The sequence below is a fragment of the Undibacterium sp. RuRC25W genome (genome assembly GCF_049339825.1).
Classification (GTDB): domain Bacteria; phylum Pseudomonadota; class Gammaproteobacteria; order Burkholderiales; family Burkholderiaceae_D; genus Undibacterium.
Genome location: NZ_JBMPPD010000031.1, coordinates 25,647 through 46,318, shown reverse-complemented (window position 1 = coordinate 46,318; position 20,672 = coordinate 25,647). Strand labels below are relative to the sequence as shown.

General features: G+C 45.3%; 24 protein-coding genes. 10 read left to right on the top strand and 14 right to left on the bottom strand.

Features of this window, described 5'->3' with window-relative positions; genetic code table 11:
• Positions 1 to 186: 186 nt before the first annotated feature.
• A complete protein-coding gene (locus ACO0KV_RS14205) occupies positions 187 to 1,134 on the top strand; it encodes a glycosyltransferase (protein WP_423043193.1) in 948 nt (315 codons plus the stop codon).
• A 25-nt stretch (positions 1,135 to 1,159) separates the two neighbouring features.
• Positions 1,160 to 2,578 (top strand): undecaprenyl-phosphate glucose phosphotransferase, encoded by a 1,419-nt coding sequence (locus tag ACO0KV_RS14200; protein WP_423043192.1) that lies wholly within the window; start codon positions 1,160 to 1,162, stop codon positions 2,576 to 2,578.
• 76 nt (positions 2,579 to 2,654) lie between these two features.
• On the opposite strand, the gene ACO0KV_RS14195 is transcribed toward ACO0KV_RS14200, so the two are convergent.
• Both ACO0KV_RS14195 and ACO0KV_RS14190 read right to left on the bottom strand, forming a co-directional pair.
• Complete coding sequence (locus ACO0KV_RS14195) at positions 2,655 to 3,710, bottom strand: GNAT family N-acetyltransferase (RefSeq protein ID WP_423043191.1); 1,056 nt, start codon at positions 3,708 to 3,710, stop codon at positions 2,655 to 2,657.
• On the bottom strand, positions 3,707 to 4,951 hold the full coding sequence (locus ACO0KV_RS14190) for a YihY family inner membrane protein (protein ID WP_423043190.1): 1,245 nt from the start codon (positions 4,949 to 4,951) through the stop codon (positions 3,707 to 3,709). Before ACO0KV_RS14190 ends, ACO0KV_RS14195 begins: the two co-directional genes overlap by 4 nt.
• Positions 4,952 to 5,038: 87 nt before the next feature.
• Here ACO0KV_RS14190 and wrbA point away from each other — a divergent pair, with 87 nt between their 5' ends.
• The 4 genes from wrbA (at position 5,039) to ACO0KV_RS14170 (ending at position 7,930) form a co-directional block, all read left to right on the top strand.
• Positions 5,039 to 5,650: an NAD(P)H:quinone oxidoreductase gene (gene wrbA / locus ACO0KV_RS14185; RefSeq protein ID WP_423043189.1), complete on the top strand. Its 612-nt coding sequence runs from the start codon at positions 5,039 to 5,041 to the stop codon at positions 5,648 to 5,650.
• Positions 5,647 to 6,027, top strand: a complete 381-nt coding sequence (locus ACO0KV_RS14180; protein ID WP_423043188.1) for a DUF2069 domain-containing protein — start codon at positions 5,647 to 5,649, stop codon at positions 6,025 to 6,027. Before wrbA ends, ACO0KV_RS14180 begins: the two co-directional genes overlap by 4 nt.
• Positions 6,020 to 7,426 (top strand): FAD-binding oxidoreductase, encoded by a 1,407-nt coding sequence (locus ACO0KV_RS14175; RefSeq protein WP_423043187.1) that lies wholly within the window; start codon positions 6,020 to 6,022, stop codon positions 7,424 to 7,426. The genes ACO0KV_RS14180 and ACO0KV_RS14175 overlap by 8 nt, the downstream gene beginning before the upstream one ends.
• Before the next feature lie 75 nt (positions 7,427 to 7,501).
• Entirely contained in the window at positions 7,502 to 7,930 is a 429-nt protein-coding gene (locus tag ACO0KV_RS14170) for a DUF4124 domain-containing protein (RefSeq protein ID WP_423043186.1), read from the top strand.
• A 40-nt stretch (positions 7,931 to 7,970) separates the two neighbouring features.
• Here the strand turns inward: ACO0KV_RS14170 and ACO0KV_RS14165 are convergent, their stop codons facing one another.
• The 8 genes from ACO0KV_RS14165 to grpE all read right to left on the bottom strand — a co-directional run bounded on the left by ACO0KV_RS14165 (position 7,971) and on the right by grpE (position 13,501).
• Entirely contained in the window at positions 7,971 to 8,246 is a 276-nt protein-coding gene (locus ACO0KV_RS14165) for a hypothetical protein (RefSeq protein WP_423043185.1), read from the bottom strand.
• A gap of 40 nt (positions 8,247 to 8,286) precedes the next feature.
• Complete coding sequence (locus ACO0KV_RS14160; protein ID WP_423043184.1) at positions 8,287 to 8,643, bottom strand: Spy/CpxP family protein refolding chaperone; 357 nt, start codon at positions 8,641 to 8,643, stop codon at positions 8,287 to 8,289.
• The gene (locus ACO0KV_RS14155; protein WP_423043183.1) at positions 8,640 to 8,768 is read right to left on the bottom strand and encodes a hypothetical protein; all 129 of its coding nucleotides are present in this window, start codon (positions 8,766 to 8,768) and stop codon (positions 8,640 to 8,642) included. The genes ACO0KV_RS14160 and ACO0KV_RS14155 overlap by 4 nt, the downstream gene beginning before the upstream one ends.
• A 154-nt stretch (positions 8,769 to 8,922) precedes the next feature.
• Positions 8,923 to 9,267: a hypothetical protein gene (locus ACO0KV_RS14150; RefSeq protein WP_423043182.1), complete on the bottom strand. Its 345-nt coding sequence runs from the start codon at positions 9,265 to 9,267 to the stop codon at positions 8,923 to 8,925.
• A gap of 298 nt (positions 9,268 to 9,565) precedes the next feature.
• On the bottom strand, positions 9,566 to 9,910 hold the full coding sequence (locus tag ACO0KV_RS14145; RefSeq protein WP_423043181.1) for a chaperone modulator CbpM: 345 nt from the start codon (positions 9,908 to 9,910) through the stop codon (positions 9,566 to 9,568).
• Entirely contained in the window at positions 9,907 to 10,857 is a 951-nt protein-coding gene (locus ACO0KV_RS14140) for a DnaJ C-terminal domain-containing protein (RefSeq protein WP_423043180.1), read from the bottom strand. Before ACO0KV_RS14140 ends, ACO0KV_RS14145 begins: the two co-directional genes overlap by 4 nt.
• A 97-nt stretch (positions 10,858 to 10,954) precedes the next feature.
• Positions 10,955 to 12,895, bottom strand: coding sequence for a molecular chaperone DnaK (dnaK, locus tag ACO0KV_RS14135; protein ID WP_423043179.1), 1,941 nt, complete (start codon positions 12,893 to 12,895; stop codon positions 10,955 to 10,957).
• Between the two features lie 54 nt (positions 12,896 to 12,949).
• Positions 12,950 to 13,501 carry a nucleotide exchange factor GrpE gene (gene grpE / locus ACO0KV_RS14130; protein WP_423043178.1) on the bottom strand — a complete coding sequence of 184 codons (552 nt, stop codon included), beginning with the start codon at positions 13,499 to 13,501 and terminating at the stop codon, positions 12,950 to 12,952.
• A gap of 234 nt (positions 13,502 to 13,735) precedes the next feature.
• On the opposite strand from grpE, the gene ACO0KV_RS14125 reads away from it, so the two are divergent.
• Positions 13,736 to 14,338 (top strand): nitroreductase family protein, encoded by a 603-nt coding sequence (locus ACO0KV_RS14125; protein WP_423043177.1) that lies wholly within the window; start codon positions 13,736 to 13,738, stop codon positions 14,336 to 14,338.
• Between the two features lie 153 nt (positions 14,339 to 14,491).
• On the opposite strand, the gene ACO0KV_RS14120 is transcribed toward ACO0KV_RS14125, so the two are convergent.
• Together ACO0KV_RS14120 and ACO0KV_RS14115 are read right to left on the bottom strand one after the other, a co-directional pair.
• Complete coding sequence (locus tag ACO0KV_RS14120) at positions 14,492 to 16,588, bottom strand: putative bifunctional diguanylate cyclase/phosphodiesterase (RefSeq protein ID WP_423043176.1); 2,097 nt, start codon at positions 16,586 to 16,588, stop codon at positions 14,492 to 14,494.
• A gap of 36 nt (positions 16,589 to 16,624) precedes the next feature.
• The gene (locus ACO0KV_RS14115; RefSeq protein WP_423043175.1) at positions 16,625 to 16,957 is read right to left on the bottom strand and encodes a glycine zipper domain-containing protein; all 333 of its coding nucleotides are present in this window, start codon (positions 16,955 to 16,957) and stop codon (positions 16,625 to 16,627) included.
• A gap of 424 nt (positions 16,958 to 17,381) precedes the next feature.
• Between ACO0KV_RS14115 and ACO0KV_RS14110 the strand changes: the two genes are divergently transcribed.
• Positions 17,382 to 18,134: a Crp/Fnr family transcriptional regulator gene (locus ACO0KV_RS14110; RefSeq protein WP_423043174.1), complete on the top strand. Its 753-nt coding sequence runs from the start codon at positions 17,382 to 17,384 to the stop codon at positions 18,132 to 18,134.
• A 219-nt stretch (positions 18,135 to 18,353) separates the two neighbouring features.
• Positions 18,354 to 19,163, top strand: coding sequence for a Crp/Fnr family transcriptional regulator (locus ACO0KV_RS14105; protein ID WP_423043173.1), 810 nt, complete (start codon positions 18,354 to 18,356; stop codon positions 19,161 to 19,163).
• Between the two features lie 78 nt (positions 19,164 to 19,241).
• Here the strand turns inward: ACO0KV_RS14105 and ACO0KV_RS14100 are convergent, their stop codons facing one another.
• Both ACO0KV_RS14100 and ACO0KV_RS14095 read right to left on the bottom strand, forming a co-directional pair.
• The gene (locus ACO0KV_RS14100; RefSeq protein ID WP_423043172.1) at positions 19,242 to 19,808 is read right to left on the bottom strand and encodes a Crp/Fnr family transcriptional regulator; all 567 of its coding nucleotides are present in this window, start codon (positions 19,806 to 19,808) and stop codon (positions 19,242 to 19,244) included.
• The gene (locus ACO0KV_RS14095) at positions 19,753 to 20,082 is read right to left on the bottom strand and encodes a hypothetical protein (protein WP_423043171.1); all 330 of its coding nucleotides are present in this window, start codon (positions 20,080 to 20,082) and stop codon (positions 19,753 to 19,755) included. Before ACO0KV_RS14095 ends, ACO0KV_RS14100 begins: the two co-directional genes overlap by 56 nt.
• Before the next feature lie 327 nt (positions 20,083 to 20,409).
• Here ACO0KV_RS14095 and ACO0KV_RS14090 point away from each other — a divergent pair, with 327 nt between their 5' ends.
• On the top strand, positions 20,410 to 20,556 hold the full coding sequence (locus ACO0KV_RS14090) for a lmo0937 family membrane protein (RefSeq protein ID WP_423043170.1): 147 nt from the start codon (positions 20,410 to 20,412) through the stop codon (positions 20,554 to 20,556).
• Positions 20,557 to 20,672 lie beyond the last annotated feature (116 nt).

Below are 20,672 nucleotides of genomic sequence, written 5' to 3'. Positions count from 1 at the left end.
GAAAACAGTTTATTTTATCTTGCAACAACCATTTCCGTGATATTTTTTTGTCATAGAAACAAAACGAAGCCAGTATAGCCAATTTCGCCATGAGAATTACTCTGACATAACAATAATTAACCATTAATAAATTGTCACCCTTGTTAAGCTACGTTAACATTACGCAAAAGAATCTAAAGAGAACTTATGACGACTATGCACGCAGATAACAACAACTCCCCTGAAGCATTAAACAATCAGGTAAAAAACGTCAACACTGTTCCTTTGGTAATTATTGCCCCAGTTCGCGATGAAGCAGATCTTATCCGACTTACGCTTGACTCTATAGTGCAGCAAACAGTACATCCAGTCGAATGGATTATTGTCGATGATGGGTCGCGTGACAACACTGCCGAGATCGTGCAGGAATATGCAGAAAAATACAACTTCATTCGTCTCGTCAAGCGTCCAGATCGCGGATTCCGAAAAGTAGGCGGAGGCGTAGTTGCAGCGTTTAAATTTGGCATTTCACAAATTCAACACACTGACTACCAGTACATTGCCAAGCTTGACGGCGACATGTCCTTTGGCCCGAAGTACCTAGAAGTGATGTTCAAGGAGTTTGCTAACGATCCAAAATTAGCCGCCGTTTCCGGTAAAGTGTTCCGCGAAGAGGATGGACAGCGCATTGAAGAACTAATTATTGATGAACATGTCGCAGGCCAGTTCAAACTGTACCGACGCGTCGCCTTTGAACAAATTGGTGGATTTGTCGAAGAAGTGCTTTGGGACGGGATTGACGTTCATACTGCCAGAATGAAGGGTTGGAATACCAAAAGCTTTTATCACCCTGACGCAGTATTGATGCATCATCGCTTGATGGGCTCCTCAGATAAAAATGTCTACCGCGGCCGCCTGCGTTGGGGGCGAGGTATCTGGTTTATGGGATACCATCCTTTGTATGCTATTGCCTCTGGCGTTTTCCGCATGCGCGAAAAGCCTTTTTTCATTGGGGGCCTATTGATCATCGCCGGATACATTGGCGCAGCGCTTAAGGGCGCACCTCGCTATGACAATCTCGAATTCAGGGAGCACCTACATCGCTGGCAGTTGGGGCAAATTAAAAACTTATTCTTCAAAAAAGAAGTAAGGTAACTTCACGTTTTTCAACTGATAAATCATGTTCAGCTCCCATTCCCACACGACTGCGTCACAACCGGCACACTTATTGTCGGTACTCACTGGCATTGCCTTTAGTGCAGCCATTTGCGTGACCTTGTTCAGCATTATCAGTGTCGTTGGGCATGTTGATGATGACGTTTTTGGTATTCGTTTTGTCATTGCGGCGATGACTAGTATTATTGTTTTTTCTAGTCACAGACTTTTGAATTCGCTCCAGGAGAAGAATGTCTTCTCACTACTACCAAAGCTGACATGGCGTTGGTTTATTGTTTTTATGGTGGTTTTACTCTCTGCGTACGTTGATAAAACATCAGAACAACTCTCTCGGAAGGTCATGCTACTCTGGCTAGTCATTACGCCCTTCTCGTTGTTGGTGATGGCGTTACTTATTCGTGGCATTGCTACTGCATACTATTCAAACCCCAACAATCGGCGTAAAGCGGTTCTCATTTGGTCCAACTCAGCATGTGCAGATCTGGTGAACTCCTTGCGCGATTCGCCATTAGCAGCGGTTGACATCATTGGTTTTTTTGATAACCGCAATGCCTCTCGACCGCCTGCAAAACTGGAACGTCTTGGTGATTTGAGTGACGCGGTTGATTGGATTGTGGACCCAGAAACAGGGAAAATCAAAGTGGATGTCGTCTTTATTGGGTTAAACACCAAAGAGCCTGAAGAACTGTCAGAAATATTGGAGATCCTATACGACAGCACTGCGACAACTTATTTTGTACCGGAATCTTTAATTTTTGGTATGCCAGGCATTCAACTGCGCGAATTAGCGGGAAGAGCCGTATTGGCTTCTGCAGAAACACCCTTCATCGGTCTGGCTGCGCTACCTAAGCGGCTGATTGACTTTTGTGGCGCACTTATTGGCTTAATTCTTTTATCGCCCGTTTTGTTAGCCATTGCGATTGGCGTCAGATTAAGCTCCCCTGGTCCTGTGTTCTTCAAACAGGTCCGGTATGGCATTGCCGGAAAAGCGATCAATGTCTATAAATTCCGCAGTATGAAGATGGCGCCCAAAGATACGCCAGTGATTCAGGCAACAATAGGCGATAACAGGGTAACGAAATTTGGCAGTTTTATCCGTAAAACATCCTTGGACGAGTTACCGCAGCTTTTTAATGTTCTGACTGGTGACATGAGCTTGGTCGGACCACGTCCACATGCGGTCGCGCACAATGAGCTGTACCGCAAGTTAGTCAATGGCTATATGTTCCGCCACAAAATCAAACCAGGCATCACTGGATGGGCACAGGTGAATGGCCTTCGTGGAGAGACTGATACGTTAGAAAAAATGCAGGCCAGGGTTGATTACGATCTCTATTATTTACAACACTGGACTATCTGGCTTGATTTTGTCATTTTATGGCGAACAGTAAAGGTTGTATTTGGCGACAAGAACGCTTACTAACTAAGCACACTAGAGCACCACCGAGACCATGTGCAGAATGGAAAAACGAGATGATTTAACGTCTCGTTTTTCTGATTTATTTTAGGCGATTTTTCAATTGGCGCAGATAGTTACCCATCGATGAATTTTTAAGTCCTTGCCGCAATTGCGAATAACTTGCCTGGGTCCGACTGATGATTGCAGGCGAAGATACCGCACCCTCACACAAATCTATATGACCAGTCGCAAAACGAAGTTTATAAGGCTGTTCTCCCCTACCCAAATCAATCAAGTTAACCCCTGTCAATGCTGCCTCTCTCGCACAAGAGGCCAATAGTATCAACCCAGGAGAAAACTCAGCGAAGGCCGTTTCATACCACGGAAACCAATAATGTAGGGTCGTCGCCGAACGCATTCCAAAATGGGCTGCAATCAAAGTATCTCCAGCGTACAAGGTTGAAAGTACCCCCGCAAAATCACCGGCATTTGCATGATGAATAGCCTCAACAGTTGAACGAATCCAAGGTATGGCAAACGCATCATGTGCCGGACCAAGAGTACGAATAAACTGATCTGACTTCCCCTTTAACAACGCAGCAAATTCTTCCGGTTGATGGGTATCAAAGCAAAAACGTAATGGCCCTATTTTTTTAGCTAATTTTCGTTCACTAGTCTCTATTTTTTTTAATAAAGAGGCATCCCGTGTTTCTTGTAATCGTTGTGCATAAGCGGCAAACCCACCCTCTAAGTTTAAAGTCAGTGACTTGCTGTACTCCCACGCAAAAGGTGAAAACTCAACTCGCTCAGACGGCATATGGTTAAAACCCATGTAGCAGACACGCATCGCACGCAACGCTGCTGTCAGCGGCATTTGCATGCGCGGTGCCAACACTGGTCCCTGATAATCAGTAAGGCCGCCACCAACCACCTCAGCAACCAGCTTACTTTTGTGATGAAATGGAAGAAAACCACAGACTGCACCTGCGTCTTCCATCACCAGGATACGGGTATCAGGACGTGATTCACCAACCAGTAAAGAATAAGTTGGGTGATAATAAGGACTCTGATAAGTGGGCGCACCCTGCAATAAATGCGTCCATGCAGTTTGCAATCCAACATCGAGCTCCTGGCAGGAGATTACATTGAATTTCATTGGTTTTCTAATGCGTGATTAAGCAAATATTGCTCCAAACTTTCTTGCAATTGAGATTCCATCGCCACTTCAACGACCGTCGACAAGCGGCTCCCCTGAACAGGCTCAAATACAAAGATCCGGTAGATATCCGCAAGTTTCAATTTTTCTGGGTTGGCAGTTAATGTCCATAACTCCCCACCCTCGTTTCTTTTGGCCCACCATACGGACTGACTTTTCGTAACGACATCTGCCACAATTTGGGAGACCCAGCCAGCCTCTTGCATGCGCCCCAACAAGCCTTCGATTTCATCCAGCCCAAATCGCGTCTTCAGGCGGAGTTGCGCCACACTAACCACGGCATCATTTTTCTCTTTGCGTGCCAGCGCGAGTACCTGAAGCAAGCGCATCGCATCCTCAAATGCACTTCCGGGTGTTGGCACATGCCACCAACGTTCAAACTTCACAATCGGTAACGCGGCGGCGATGACGGCACCAATCAGCGTGATTAACCATGACAAATAAATCCAGATCAGAAAAATCGGTACCGCGGCAAGCGCTCCATAGACAATAGTGTACGTTGGAAAGTGCGTTACAAAAATCGCAAATCCTCGCTTCGCCACCTCAAATGCACAACCGGCGAATACGCCCCCCCAAGCAGCATCATGCCAATCCACCGCCCGGTTAGGAACAGCCAGATACAATAATGTGTAAGCACAGGTAGTAAAACCAACTGAGATCAGCGTATAAAACACCCCCCCAATAAAAGGGACAGCGCCAACGACACCGCTGGTCGCAGTAAATAAGTATGAAGTAATCGAAATGGAGACGCCAATTAAGAATGGCCCCAAAGTGACAATCGCCCAATATACTAATAACCGCTGAACGAAAGGCCGCGATCGTTTTACTTGCCAGATTTCATTAAAAGCCCGGTCAATAGTAGCCATGGTAGCAACGGCTGTCATCATTAATGCAACACCACTCACGGCAGATAAACGCGTCGCCTTGGTCGCAAATTGGGTCAGGTAGCCTAGAATGGTGTTCGCAATCCCTTTGGGCATTAAATTCTGAACAAAATAGGCATCAAGCGATGTGCGGAACGTGTTGAACAACGGAAATGCCGTAAAAATTGCCAGCGCCACAGTCAAGATAGGTACGAGCGCTAAGACGGTCGTGAAAGTCAAGCTCCCAGCAACTTGCGTCAGTCTTCCTTCACGCAACCTTTGCAGGCCGAAAAAAAAGAGATTCTGTAAATGCTTCAACGACAATCCGCGCATAATTTTCTTAAAAAAATAAGTTGCCGCTATTTTACTTAGAGAGTGCCCAAAAAGTCTCATATAATAATCATTATGAATACATCCTCGCTTACGATTCTCGTTTTATTTTATTCGCGCCATGGCAGCACCCAAAAAATGGCCGAATTCATCGCTCAGGGCATAGAGAGTGTTCCTAGGTGCGATGCACGCTTACGCACAGTCCCAGCTGTTTCTACCACTGTCGAGGCTGTTGAGTCAGATATCCCAACCGATGGCGCACCGTATGTCGAGTTAGCGGATTTAAAAGAATGCGCCGGCCTAGCCTTAGGATCGCCAACCCGCTTTGGCAACATGGCAGCTGCAATGAAATATTTTCTGGATGGAACTGCCGCAGACTGGCTCTCCGGTACGTTAACTGGCAAACCTGCCAGTGTATTTACGTCAACGGGCAGCTTACATGGAGGACAAGAATCAACGCTGTTGACAATGATGCTTCCGCTTCTCCATCACGGCATGTTATTAGTAGGTCTGCCTTACGGCCAACCAGAACTGATGACGACCACGACTGGCGGCAGTCCCTATGGCGCAACACATTGGTCGGGCCTTGACGGTAAGAATCCAGTGTCGGATGATAGTCGCAAACTTGCTATCGCTTTAGGTAAACGACTCGCTGAAACAGCGCTAAAGCTGCACCGTACAACATGATCAGTGTTCGTCTACAAAGAGCGCATACAATCGCGTGCGGCGCACTCGTATTATTGGTGATGCTTTGCATCGCTTGGGAAACGCTGCTCGCACCATTACGCCCTGGCGGCTCCTGGATGGTACTGAAAGCCCTGCCCTTATTTTTGCCTTTACGCGGTGTTCTACGCAAAGACAACTACACGATGCAATGGACATCGATGCTCATCTGGATTTACTTTACAGAAGGCAGTGTTCGCGCATATAGCGATACAGTGAGCATTTCAGTGCTCTGCGCATGGCTAGAGATTCTCTTATCTTTGACCTATTTTGCCGCAATTTTGGTTTATTTGCGACCACTAAAGCAAGCAGCGAAAGCACATAAACGCACCAATGAATGAATTTCTGCAACGATGCCGTAATGCGATTGGCGAGCAATATGTTCTGACCGATGATACGGATCTTCTAGCCTATGAAACCGAATGGCGTCAGCGCTTTCGTGGGCGCGCTCTTGCTGTGGTGCGCCCAGGATCGACCTCAGAAGTCGCCGCAATTGTAACGCTATGCAAGCAATTCACAATCAGCGTTGTCCCACAAGGTGGCAATACGGGTCTCGTTTTAGGTAGTATTCCTGATGCTTCTGGCACGTCAATCATTTTGTCGCTAAAACGCCTGAATGCCATTAGAGCAATTGATGTTGCCAACAACACGATGACCGTTGAAGCTGGTTGCATCCTGAGCCAGATTCAACAATATGCAGATAGCCATCATCGGCTCTTTCCTTTATCGCTGGCCTCTGAAGGCACCTGCACTATTGGCGGCAACCTCTCTAGCAATGCCGGAGGTACGGCGGTACTGCGTTACGGAAATGCTCGTGAGTTATGCTTGGGTGTAGAGGTAGTCACTGCCAACGGTGATATCTGGGAAGGACTCAAAGGCTTACGAAAAGATAACACCGGTTATGATCTACGCGACTTGTTTATTGGGGCTGAAGGAACTCTGGGCATTATTACTGCGGCGGTACTCAAACTCTACCCCAAACCCAAAGCAATCCAGACAGCTTTTCTAGCACTATCATCCCCCACATCGGCACTAAACTTGCTGAACCTCGCACGTAATGCATTTGGATCGGCTTTAACAACTTACGAACTCATTTCATCGATCAGTCTGGAGTTAGTACACAAGCATTTCCCAGACATTCCGTTGCCTTTTGCAAAACAATATCCGTACTACGTACTAGTGGAAATTTCCGACCAAGAGTCTGAAATTCATGCCCGAGAAATGATGGAGCGCGTTCTTGAAAGCGCATTAGCTCCAACGATTGCTAACGATGCAGTGATTGCTGAATCACTCAGTCAAGCAAGTTATTTGTGGCAGTTACGTGAAAATATTTCAATGGCGCAAGCAGCGGAGGGTAAAAATATTAAACATGATATTTCAATTCCAAGCTCCTCCATTCCAGCGTTTATAAAGACAGCAGGCGAACAGCTAGACAAATATTTCTCTGGTTCACGTGTAGTCTGCTTTGGACATATGGGCGATGGCAATCTTCATTACAATATTTCGCCCCCCGCAGATGTTGAAGACCAGATTTTTTTACTTCAGCAAGACAAAATCAACCAACTAGTTCACGATGAGGTACATCGCTACCAAGGTTCCATCTCAGCAGAGCATGGCATCGGCGCATTAAAACGTGACGAATTAATCCGGTACAAATCACCGGTTGAGTTGGAACTAATGCGATCAATAAAAAAAGCACTCGACCCAGATAATCTGATGAATCCAGGAAAAATCTTATAAGTCAGGAGCATGACATTGATGCAAATTACGCAAACTACCATTCAAAAATATAGAAAATTTTCCATCGTCGTCTTCATGACAACGTTTTATACTCTCTCAAACGCATCTGCTCAAGTATATCAATGCGAAAAAAATGGTAATACCCAATTCACTCAAACTGCATGCAGTGGCGACCAAAAGCAAATTGGTCCCTTAAAAATCAAAGCAGCGACACCGACAAACGAAGAACAAAAAGCGGCGATCGACAGACAAAAGCACGCCCAAGCTGAACTAAAACATCTGCAGCAAGAGCGTGAAAGGGAACGAGAGAAGCAGGTAAAAATTTCTGCCAAACAAGCGGAAAAGATCCAGCATCATAAAGCAGCCTGTAATCAAGCACAATTACGTGTGAATTGGGCAAGAGAAGACGTCGCTAACGCCACGCTAAAAACAGAAGCGAGAGCTAAACAGCGCTATAACCGTGCAAAAGAAAAAGCTGAGCTGATCTGCAAGTCAGCGCCCTGAAACACATGCTAGTTCAGTCATCAAATTGATCAGTCCGAAGCTATCGACGGCCATTTTGCCGGTCACCATGCTGCGACCGTCCATGCGATGAACCACGACGTTCGACGCGGTGCTCGTCACGAGAGTCGGCACCACGTCCCCAACCACCTCCGCCTAAATAGACGCCAGTTGGTGGGCCAAACGCAGGGCAAGTTTGATAATAACCAGGATAGCCACAACTATCGAAACCAAATCCAACGATAATCTGTGCATTCGACACCGGCGCAGCAACCACACCACAGAGAGTGAGAATGGCTGCAATTAATTTCATTTTCATGATTTTCTTTCCATATCGGATTACTCGTTGTGATTCGGATTTATTTTGCTCTCATCATCATCATCTTGCCGTGATCACGTTGCATAAACACTTCATCAGCAACTTTTTTTTGCGCATCAGGCATCGCTTTATACAAAGGCACGAAAGCAATCGATAGCTTTTTTACCGAGTCAGCATGGGCTTGTGCAATATCAGCGTAAGCACTTAACTCCTCGACCGCGCTCGCCCCATGCATCATCGACGCCCGCTTATCCACCGCCTTATCAATTTCCGCAACACTATCTCGCATTGCCTGGGCAACGGCGCTCCATAAATTTTCTTCTGCTGCAGTAATTTTCAACTTTGCATGCAACTCTTTAATATGTTTTTCATTTTTCGCATCGCGCGTAGTAGTCATTTTTCGGTATCGGACGTCGTATCAGCAGCCATCGCCTTTGGCGGGGCGACATCTAGTTCGGGGCCTTTTGCGAATGCTGTACCGACGAGTAAAGTCGAAATGAGTGTGATGGCTAGTTTTTTCATAAAATGCTCCTGTGATGTTGATAAACAAAGTCGCCAGAATAGAAAAAACGACTAGCTTCTTTAATTAATCGGGACGAAATAAGCGGTACAAAAAATGTAGTACTTCGAGGTTCAATTCGTTATTGATCCGACTATACGAATCGGTCAATTGGTATTAATGTGGCGATCCAGGTTCCAAAGATTCATCAGTAGGATCTGATTCACTATTTTCCTGACGAGCCAAATCATTGTTGATAAATTTCTTACGTCGATCTCCCATTAAACGGCGAAGCTCCTTGATATCAACACCACTGATTTCATTCATCCTGATGAGTAACGTAGCACCTACTGCAAGATGCCGGTGACGGATTTTACTTATCACTGGCGGCGCCACTTCTAGCGCACGAGAGAGCGCCGCATCATTTTTGAGGTGCAAGTTTTTGATCATGGTGTTCAAAAGATGATTCGGGTCGTAATTCAGATCTGTTGATTTCGCATCAAGATGAATTGAGTTCGTCATTGTTTTTCCATGTATGTCACAACATCATTCAATTTCTACTACTTACAAGCGTATTTTTTTAGTACATTTAATTGGTGCTGGAATGTTTCCCGACCGCCAGCCCCGGTAGTTCGGTGTTATTTGAACTATTTATAGAATCAGTCAATTGGTTTTTGTTGTATAGAAAAAGGTAAATCAGTAAAAAAATCCTCTTGCTTGACCAACAAATAATTTTCTATTTCCGAAGTTAAAATGATATGTTTTAACAGCCAATAAATCTGTACGTTGCCGCACATGTTTCGGATCATTCGATCAATAGTTAACATACAGGTGAAGGAAGACGCGCATTGAGCCATCGAATTTCATCCGAGAGCGTATCAATCTGTCGTATTAACGTGAGTGCCATGATGAGTCCATTACAGTCGAGCTCAAAGTCGTCACGAAGACGTCTGGCAGAGGTCGTGAAAAATACTGCATGCAAAGCAAAATGTAGCGTCTCGCCCGTTCTTAAATGTTTCTCTGAATGTTCAGCATCATTGATGGGTGTTAATAGTTTGTGCTCAATTAGTGCATCAAGTTCTATCTCAGACAATCCCGATACTTCCATCAAATAATAGGCATTACAAACAGATTTCACTTTTTCATTCGTCAGTCCGCTATTCATCGATGTTCCTCGATAATAAAATCACGCTTAGGTTTTTCGGTAACTAAAGCTAATTGTTCGTATAAACTTCGCTGTTTGTCTGTCAGTTGCGGGGGAACAACGATACGGATAAGTGCATATAAATCACCGGATTTGAATGCGCCCTTTTTAGCTGCTGGCAATCCTTTGTGTGCTAATCGCAAGTGCTGTCCAGAACTGGTACCCGCTTTGATCATGATTTTCAGGTGAACACCAAAAATAGCCATTGTTACCTCGCAACCTAGCGCCGCCTCGGACGGAGAAATTGGCAAATCGACATAAAGATCTCGCCCTGCGACGCGGAAAATCGCATGAGGCAGAATTTTCAATTTGACATACAAGTCACCATTTTTACCACCGTCAGAACCAACCCCACCCTTACCAGCCAAACGCAGTCGTTGCCCTTCGCCTGCGCCGACTGGAATTTGGATCTGAAATGTATGTAACCGGCGATGTGGTAGCCCGTTCTTATCATAATCAGGCAATTCAACAGCCACCTCTGCCTCACCACCATTCATCACTTTATCCAACGTCACTCCGACGCTGACAGAATAATCTTCCCCTTGTAAAGGTTCAGGCTCGTGACGGTAATTGCCACGATGAGAGCGGTTGAACGCCTTAAACATGTCAGACAAATCCACATCGTCGAAAGAGCCTGGCCCGCTCGAGAATTCGTCCTGCCACCGTGGTGGTGGAGAAAATTCATTTCCAGCGGGTTGCTGCCCCAAACGATCGTATTCGTCTTTTTTTTCTTTACTTTTTAAGACGGCATAGGCCTCGGCCACCGCTTTAAACTTTTCTTCACCCGCCGGATCTTTAGAAATATCCGGATGATATTCATGCGCTAGTCGCCTATACGCCTTTTTTATTTCTGCCTCCGACGCTGAGCGCGGTACACCGAGGACTTCGTAATAATCTTTATATTTCATGCGTTTCCTGCTTCAATTTTATAATGAGCTGCAACAAACGCATGCGCCCTATTGCTGGTAGATTTCTCGGCGGACTTTCTCACAAGGCATAACCAATTTATGGCTGTTTGACTTCTTTGAAATCAGCTTCGACCACGTCATCCGGATGAGCCGATCCTTGCGCGGCATGCCCATTTGCCTCCTGCTGGGCATCCGTCTCCGAAGGCTGTCCTGATTGAGACTGAGGTTGTGATGTATGAACAAGCTTTTGCAGCAGATCCTCTACAAATTTCTGTTTTGTCAATATTGCTGCTTGATCACCTGTTTTCAAACTTTCTTTGAGCGTATTGATTGCCTGATCCAATTCCATCCGGTCGCTGGCACTTAATTTTTCCGCAGCGTCCGTCATTGATTTATGGGCATGATGAATCGTGGCATCGGCCTTGTTATGTACCTCAGCAAGTTCGCGTAATTTTTTATCTCCTTCGGCATTCGCTAACGCGTCATCAACCATGTGGCGAATTTCCTCTTCCGTCAGTCCTGAGTTCGCCTTGATGGTGATCGTATTTTCCTTGCCGGTCGCTTTATCTTTCGCGCCCACATGTAAAATGCCGTTAGCGTCAATATCAAAGCTCACCTCAATTTGTGGAATACCACGGGCTGCAGGAGGAATACCCTCAAGATTAAATTCACCAAGTGCTTTATTGCCTGAGGCGATTTCACGTTCGCCCTGAAATACCTTAATCGTCACTGCAGCCTGGTTGTCATCGGCAGTCGAAAATGTCTGGCTAAATTTAGTAGGTATCGTGGTATTTTTTGGAATCATTTTTGTCATCACGCCTCCCATTGTTTCGATACCAAGGGAAAGCGGCGTCACATCCAATAGCAACAAATCTTTCTGATCGCCGGATAAAACTGCACCCTGTATTGCTGCACCAACAGCAACGGCCTCATCGGGATTGACGTCTTTGCGCGCTTCTTTACCAAAAAATTCACGCACTTTTTCCTGTACTTTTGGCATGCGTGTCATACCGCCCACTAGGATCACATCATCAATATCGGTCACAGAAATACCCGCATCAGCGATCGCAATCCGGCAAGGTTCAATGGTGGCGTTGATCAACGCTTCAACCAGTGACTCTAATTTGGCACGCGTAATTTTTTGTGTCAGATGGACCGGCGCACCGTTGGCCATGGCGATGTATGGCTCATTAATTTCTGTCAACTGCGCAGAGGAGAGTTCAATTTTAGCGCGTTCCGCAGAGGCTTTTATCCGTTGCAAGGCAATCGGATCTTTTTTCAGATCAATGCCATGCAGCGTTTTAAATTCATCGATGATGTAGTCAATAATGCGCTGATCAAAGTCTTCGCCACCTAAAAATGTATCGCCATTGGTCGATAGCACTTCAAATTGCTTTTCGTTATCAACCGCAGCAATCTCGATGATAGAGACGTCAAATGTACCGCCACCCAAATCATAAACGGCGATCTTTTTATCCATTTTTTCATTTTTATCCAGCCCAAACGCGAGAGCAGCAGCAGTTGGTTCATTGATAATCCGCTTGACGTCCAATCCCGCAATCCTGCCAGCGTCCTTAGTGGCCTGGCGCTGCGCATCATTAAAATAGGCGGGGACCGTAATCACTGCTTCAGTGACTTCGTGTCCGAGATAGTCTTCAGCAGTTTTCTTCATTTTGCGTAGGACTTCAGCCGAAATCTGCGGCGGGGCGAGTTGTTTATCGCGCACAGCAATCCATGCGTCGCCGTTCTCCGCCTTTACGATTTTAAACGGCATCAAGCCAATATCTTTTTGTACTTCTTTTTCATCAAATTTACGACCAATGAGTCGTTTGACTGCAAATAACGTATTAACAGGATTCGTGACTGCCTGGCGCTTTGCCGTTGCACCAACTAAAATTTCGCCACTCTCCTGATAAGCGATAATCGATGGCGTTGTTCTTGCTCCCTCGGAATTTTCAATGACCTTTGCCTTCCCCCCCTCCATTACCGCAACACAAGAGTTAGTGGTACCCAGATCAATCCCAATAATTTTACTCATCACAATTCCTTAGTTAAAGTAACAAACGCCGCCTCCCGACTGAGGGAAGACGACTTACATCGTTGGTGTTTGTGCTGCCGTGACTATCGCAGGACGTAATAAGCGATCGGCAAGCATGTAACCTTTTTGTAAAACACTGACAACCGTATCTGATGCTTGTTCGCCAGTACTGATTAGCGCCACAGCTTGGTGAATGGCAGGGTCAATTTTTTCACCTCGCTGGGGTGTAATTTCCTTCAATCCATGTCGTTCAAAGGCAGCATTGAGTTGCTTGAGTGTGATTTCAACGCCCTCCCGTATAGCCTCAAATGAAGGCCAATCGAGCATCAAGGCCATTTCAAGACTGTCTTTGACGGGGACCATGGATTCGGCGAAGCTCTCAATCGCAAACTTGCGGGACTTTTCAAGATCCTCGTTAAACCGACGGCGACTATTTTCAGCATCAGCTCGCACTCGCAAGAGTGCATCAGACGATTCAGCCAGCTTCTTTTTGGCAAGCTCTAATTGCACAACCAAGCGGCTGTCATCAATTGCCAGCGGCGATGCAGCACTATCGTCTGACATTGGAATATCTTCTGTCGTGACTCGCTTTTCCTGTTCTTGCATCGAATTCTTCCAATCAAAGGAGAGAGAAGCGCCTGCAAATAGCGTCTGACATGATGTGCAATTTGCGCGCGATAGAAGCATGGTGTCTCTTCAATCACGCTCGATCTGTACGCTAAGTAACCAAACTGCAAAGATCTCGCTCAGCTTGTGGGCAAACGTACAGAAATCAAACGAGCAAAAGAAAATAATCAGATGTTTCATCCCACTTTACGCTGTCACAAATAGGAAATCACCATGCATAACATCCCTGTCAAACAAGGCAATACTGAAAATCTGAGCGTTATAGAGGCGATATACCAACGTCGCGCCGTTAGGAGCTATACCGATGAAAAACTCACCAAAGAGCGGATATTGCAACTACTGGATGCAGCAGTCCAAGCGCCAACGGCGATGCATGAGGAGCCCTGGCAATTTATGGTCATTCAGGACCTGAGTGTGTTACGTAGAATTTCAGAGGCAGCAAAGAAAGCTTTTGCTGAAGCACCGGTCAAACCAATACTGTCGGGTAGCACTCTCCATCAACGATTTACGTCGACTGACTTTTCGATTTTTTATAATGCACCCACGTTGATTATTATTTGTGCGAAGCCAGTAGGAACCTATGCTGAAGCAGACTGTTGGCTCGCCGCAGAAAACCTGATGTTGGCCGCAGGCGCATACGGATTAGCAACCTGCGTTATTGGCTTTGCGCTCCCCGTTCTAAATACGTCTGAATGGAAGAAAGAACTCGGCTTAGCGACCGATAGCCACGTCGTTGTACCAATCATCATCGGCGTACCATCCGAATCGACTGCACCAGTGGCAAGAAAAAAAGCAGAAATACTGGGATGGAAATAGATATTTTCCATCCAGGTATAGCTTTCTAAACACGCTCGGATCATCCGAACATGGAACACAGAGAAAGCTTATTTTGGCTATTTAGGAAAAACTACTATATGTAACATCTCATAAGGTGTTGAGGACCTCAATTTATCAGCGAGGTCCTCAGCATCAGGAAAAATCCGTCCTATGCGCGACCAAATCAGCCACACTCTGTGCATCCATCGGACATCCAAAAAAATATCCCTGCGCCTCTTTGCAATGGAGTTTTTTGAGAAATTCTTCTTGTACCAATTCCTCGACACCTTCAGCAACGACAAGATAATTTAAACTATTCCCCATTGCAATAATAGCGCTGACAATTGCACTATCCTCGCCGGAAGAACCGATATCTCGGACAAAAGACTGATCGATTTTGAGGACATCAATCGGAAATTTTTTCAGATAGCTCAAGCTTGAATATCCCGTACCAAAGTCATCAACGGCGATTTGAATACCCATCTTTTTTAATGTACGCAAAATATCGGCGCTCAGATCAACATCACGCATGAGGACACTTTCGGTAATTTCCAATTGTAAGTATTTGCCCGCCAAACCAAATTCAAGAAGTATGTCAGATACTGTAGAAGCGAAGTCTAAACGTCTAAATTCTAATGCCGAAATATTGACTGCAACATTATCGAGTGCGACACCTGCATCGTTCCATCGTTTCATTTGTTGACAGGCTTCACGTAATACCCAACGCCCAATTTCAACGATCAAACCAGAATCTTCTGCAATTGTGATAAAACGGGACGGCTTGATATCGCCCCATTGTGGATGATTCCACCTCAAGAGTGCCTCAACACCAGTAATCACACCGGTTGCGAGACAAATCTTTGGTTGATAAAGTAAAAGAAACTCTTTTTTCGAGATCGCCTGCCGTAATTGAGACTCAATTAACTGCCGCTCAACTGCACGGTCATTCATTTCTTTTTTAAAAAATTGATAATTATTTCGACCTTTGTCTTTGGCCTGATACATAGCGGTATCGGCGTTTTTGATCAATGTTTCTGCATTTTCACCGTCGTTTGGATAAATGCTGATCCCAATACTGGTCGTAACATGTAAGACATGTTCACCTACGTTCTGTGCAATAGCCAGCGCATGGAGTATTTTTACTGCTGTCAATGAAGCGTTTTCTCCTGAGAGATCTTCATTAATCAAAATAATAAACTCATCCCCACCCTGACGACTCACCGTATCCGAGTTTCTCACGCATGCACAAAGCCGCTCAGTCACTGATTGCAAAAGCAGATCTCCAACGGCATGACCTAATGAATCATTGATATACTTAAAATGATCAAGATCCAAAAATAAAATTGCCAGGTGTGTATGCCGTCGGTTTGCCAGATTGATTGCTTGTGAAATACGATCATTTAACAAGATACGGTTCGGTAAACTAGTCAAAAAGTCATGCTTAGCAAAGTAAGCCATTTTTGCAGACATGGCTTGCGTCACCGTCACATCATGGAAAACCATGACTGCGCCGACGAGTGCACCACTGACGTCATGGACAGGTGCAGTCGAATCTTCAATATTGAGTTCAGTGCCGTCTGCACGGATCATAATCGAGCCGACTGGTAGTGACCCTGGACAACCAGTCTCTAAGACCAAGTTAATGGGATTACGTATTACTTTTCTCGTCTCACCATTGATGATCGGCATCACATCCATAATCGCCCGTCCGCGCGCAAGATTTCTAGCCCAGAGTGTCAATTGCTCGGCAGCGACATTGAAATAATCGATATTTCCAAACAAATCTGTCCCAACGACGGCATCACCAATTGAATTTAAAATGATTTCAGCGCGTGTTTTTTCAACAAAATTACTGCTTTCGCGTAGTTGATGCTGGATGATATTTTTAATTGTTTGAGTCACCAGAAGACTAGAAAACGTGGGGCGGAGTAAATACCCAGCAATGCCGCTTAAATCCGCATTAGCGCTGGAAAAATCAATTATATTTTTTTCTTCATCAATAAGAATCAGAATTGGAACATACGGGAAACGCTCGGAGAGACGAACAAAGCTATTTACCCCCTCGCTATCTGGCAGCGACAAATTTAATAAAATGACGTCCACATGATGCTGCTCAAGAAATATCAATGCGGTAGACAGCTTGGTAACACTCTCAATTTGATAATGCTCCGATGTCGCAGTTTTTAAAGCAGACATCAACGCTTGTATGTCTGCTTCTTTATCAGATGCAATCAAGACTGAATAACTCATAACATCTTGCTGTTCATCTTACTGTTCACTTTGCCGTTAACGCTTGTCACGCTGAAACAGATGATGCACCCCATAAGTCGTCAATGCACCGACGGCTCCTGCAATAGCAATGGCTTGCCAAGGCGATGTATGAGCATATTCATTCGTGGACTTGATGATTTCCATTGAACCATTGATAGCCGACTGTTCGGCGCTCACTAAGGCACTTTGAAAGTCTTGCATTTTCTTTGAAAGACAGCGATGCAGTGCGCTCATCTGTGAATCGGGCTGCTTCTCAAGTGACTTTACCACTTTTTCTACTTCGGAAATCAAGGAACGCCCTTCAGCGAGGAGTATATCGAGGTCATGCGAGATCACGGAGGTCATCATATTTTCCTTAAATGAGATTGATTGAAATTTACGATGTTGCCGTGGGGAGGTCAGTACGATAACGAACACAATGCATGTGCCTATTCATATCACTGTCAGATTTTCAACACATGCCATCGGTCACCGGCCTAACAATAAGAACAACAGGATTGTGGTTCAGTTCTTGTTTTTATATTTTTTAAAATATTTTACAAAATAGTAGTTCTTAGGCGCTGTATGTGTGTCTGCGCGCATAGGAATGGTGATCGCCGTGATAGCCTTACCATCATCAATTTTTCAGTACGGCAACGCGTTAGATGTGTGTTTCGACACGCTATTTTTCTCTTTGCTCAACTTAAGGACCGCGCCTCTGCTACGTTGTCCTTGCAAGTCAGCTCAGACGACGTTACCTATCTTTTCTCTCTATAACAAGGTAAATACATTCATGCTTACGCATTGTATCCCTACGCATAATCGCCTTCTGGATGCCTTAAGTACGATCGAATTTGATCGCCTGCTACCGAATCTTGAGTTGATCCGTTTGAATGTTTCAGACTCCATCTATGAATCCGGTATCAAACAAGAATTTGTCTACTTCCCAACGACCGCCGTCATCACCTTGCTATATATGATGGAAGATGGGGAACTAGCTGAAGTTGCTGCCATTGGCAATGAAGGGATCGTCGGCATTTCCGTCTTTATGGGGGGGCACCCAACGCAAAATTGCGCTGTCGTTCAGCGGGCTGGTTATGCATACCGCTTAAGGGGACGTTTTCTTAAAGCAGAATTTGACCGAGCAGGCATGGTGTTACGTCTTCTGTTGCGTTATACGCAAGCACTCATTACACAGATGTCGCAGACTGCAATTTGTCATCAGCATCACAGCGTCGAACAACAACTTTGTCGTTGGTTATTACAAAACGTCGACCGATCAACATCGTTCTCTTTACCAATGACGCAACAGATGATTGCGAACAGTCTCGGCTTACGTCGCGAAAGAATCACACAAGCAGCAAGTCAGTTACAACAACACCACATGATCAAGTACAGCAGAGGGCATATCGACATTTCTGATCGTGCAGGATTGGAAAAGAAAGTCTGTGAATGTTACTGGGTCATCAGACAAGAGTTTGATCAAATCATCCCCCAGGCTCCGAGCGCCGTCGAGAATAGCACCAGCGACGCAACGTCCAAGTAAAGCATAGCAACTGTATGTGTGATAGCGAACATACATGGCCCAAAAAACTGCTACTCTCTGAAGTAACCAGTTGTCTCGTTCGTTCACGTCCACAGAAGTCATTATCCGTTGTATTAGCAACGCTGCGACCTGTGCAAACGACAACTTCCTCTATCAGACGTGCATTCAGACACCACATTGTTTTTTCCAATATGGTCATGATATTGCAGTCATCTATGATTGAATATTTTGCATAGACCAACACAAAATCAATTGTTAGCAGCCATCCCCGCTGCGGTATTAGAGAGGCTTATTCCGCATCTTGAACTCATTGAAATGCCTTTAGGACAAGTTCTCTATCAAGCTGATGTGCCCATTGAATATGTTCTTTTTCCGACGACTTCGGTGGTGTCGTTGTTGTATGTGCTAGAGAATGGCACCTCTGCCGAAATTGCTATCGTTGGCAATGAAGGAATTATTGGGATCTCTCTTTTTATGGGAGGTGAAAGTACATCCAGCCAAGCGATTGTCCAGCGTGCTGGGTTTGGATACCGCCTTAAAGCGGAATATCTGAAAGAAGAGTTCAGCCGTGCTGGTCCCTTCTTGCGGCTACTATTACGATATACCCAAGCATTAATCACCCAAATGACGCAAACAGCAGTTTGCAACCGTCATCACAGCATTGAACAACAATTTTGTCGCTGGCTATTGCTCAGTCTGGATAGAATTCCCGTTCTATCCATCAATATGACGCAGGGGCTCATTGCTAATATGCTGGGTATAAGAAAAGATAAAGTAGGTGGCGCAACAGAAAAACTTGAAAAGCTGGGTATTATTGACTATCACCAAGGACGTATTAACGTTCTCAATCGCGTGAAACTAGAAGGCCGAGCTTGTGAATGCTATCTCGTCGTGAAACAGGAGTATCAACGGCTTCTCAACGACATGCATCAAACACCATCCTCAGATCAATTGGCCTCTGACAACATGACCAAGCCCGATAGTGAGCAATTAAAAGACCACCCTCTGCCATTACAAACACGCCACTAATGCATCCACAACAGAGAAAGCGTACAGGGCTGATTACGTATCGCGATCAGCCCTGTACCCTCTTGGTATTTTCTGCTGTTACTTTCGCCACTGATTCGACATCAATCCAGTGGGTGGATAAACAGGTGGTATGACGGGTGGAAATGTCGGTGGGAAAATCGGTGATAGCAAACGAATGCCTGGCGTCCGATGTGCATGGGACTCGCAGGCGTGATCCATAAGACGATGGAATTCTTTTTTCACTACCCCGTAGCACTCACACACATGCTCCTCCAAGCCGCGCTGATTCAAAATCGTAATATGACCACGTCGATAGCTAATGTACCGGAGATCTTGTAGATACCCAGCTGCCTCAGTAATACCTTCGCGCCGGACACCGAGGACATTAGCGATCGCCTCTTGTGTCACTGCAATCTCGTCACAATTCACTCGTTCATTTGTTAATAATAACCACCGGCACAATTGCTGCTCAATAGAGTGATGCCGATTACAAACAGCTGTCTGTGTCGTTTGCGTGATCAGCGATTGCGTATAACGAAGTAATAGACGGAACGTAGCTCCAGTCTGATTGAACTCTCTGAGTAACACATCAGCCCTGACGCGATAGGCATATCCGGCAATCTGCACAAGCGCCCGACAAGGCATTGTCTGCCCCCCCCATCAGCAGCATCGTACCTAACATTCCCTCTCGACCGATACCGGCGATCTCAGAAGAACTGCCATTCTCCATCAGATTCTGCAACGAAATCGTCGACGTCACTGGAAAATAGACATACGGAAGTCTGCCACCCGATTCGTAGAGTACGTCTCCCGTCTTCACTTTGATCAATTCCAGATGGGGCTCCATCCTTTCAAAATCATTTTCTGGCAAAGCTGCGATCAGATAATTCTGGTTCGGGTCATATGCATAAATACTCATAAAATTTATCCTGCTTTCGTTCATTAGTTTGATAAAGACAAAGTGCTGAACTCATAATCAAGGCGGCGCATCACTCTTTTGATGCAAGTTAATATTAAATTTTCAATAAGATTTCTTCTGTACGGAAGCATACATAGGTAGTACTGCACCCAAAAAAGAGACACGCTACGAAATAATTTATGTGTGGTTTTGCACACAGACAGCAGGAGCACGCCATGTCAAAGTTTTGTTGTATGCAAGGATTTCAGTGAATTAGGCGCGTTGAAAAACGGTCTCATCTCGCTAATATCATTGCTACTTAATTAACGCATCTATTAGGAGAAAAATATGCTGTACACCATTGCTGTTGTGCTCATTGTGCTATGGCTACTGGGCATGGTCACTGCCTACACCTTAGGAGGATTTATTCATATTCTGCTTGTGATCGCTGTCATTATGGTTTTGCTACGGCTTATCAACGGAGAAAAACTATAAAGGAGCCGTATCCGCAAGCCGAGGAACAGATTTCTCATCCATCGTCAAATGAGAAGGAGCGACGAGCTCATCGTCGCTATGATTATTTTTTAATATGTCTCAAGTTATGACACTAT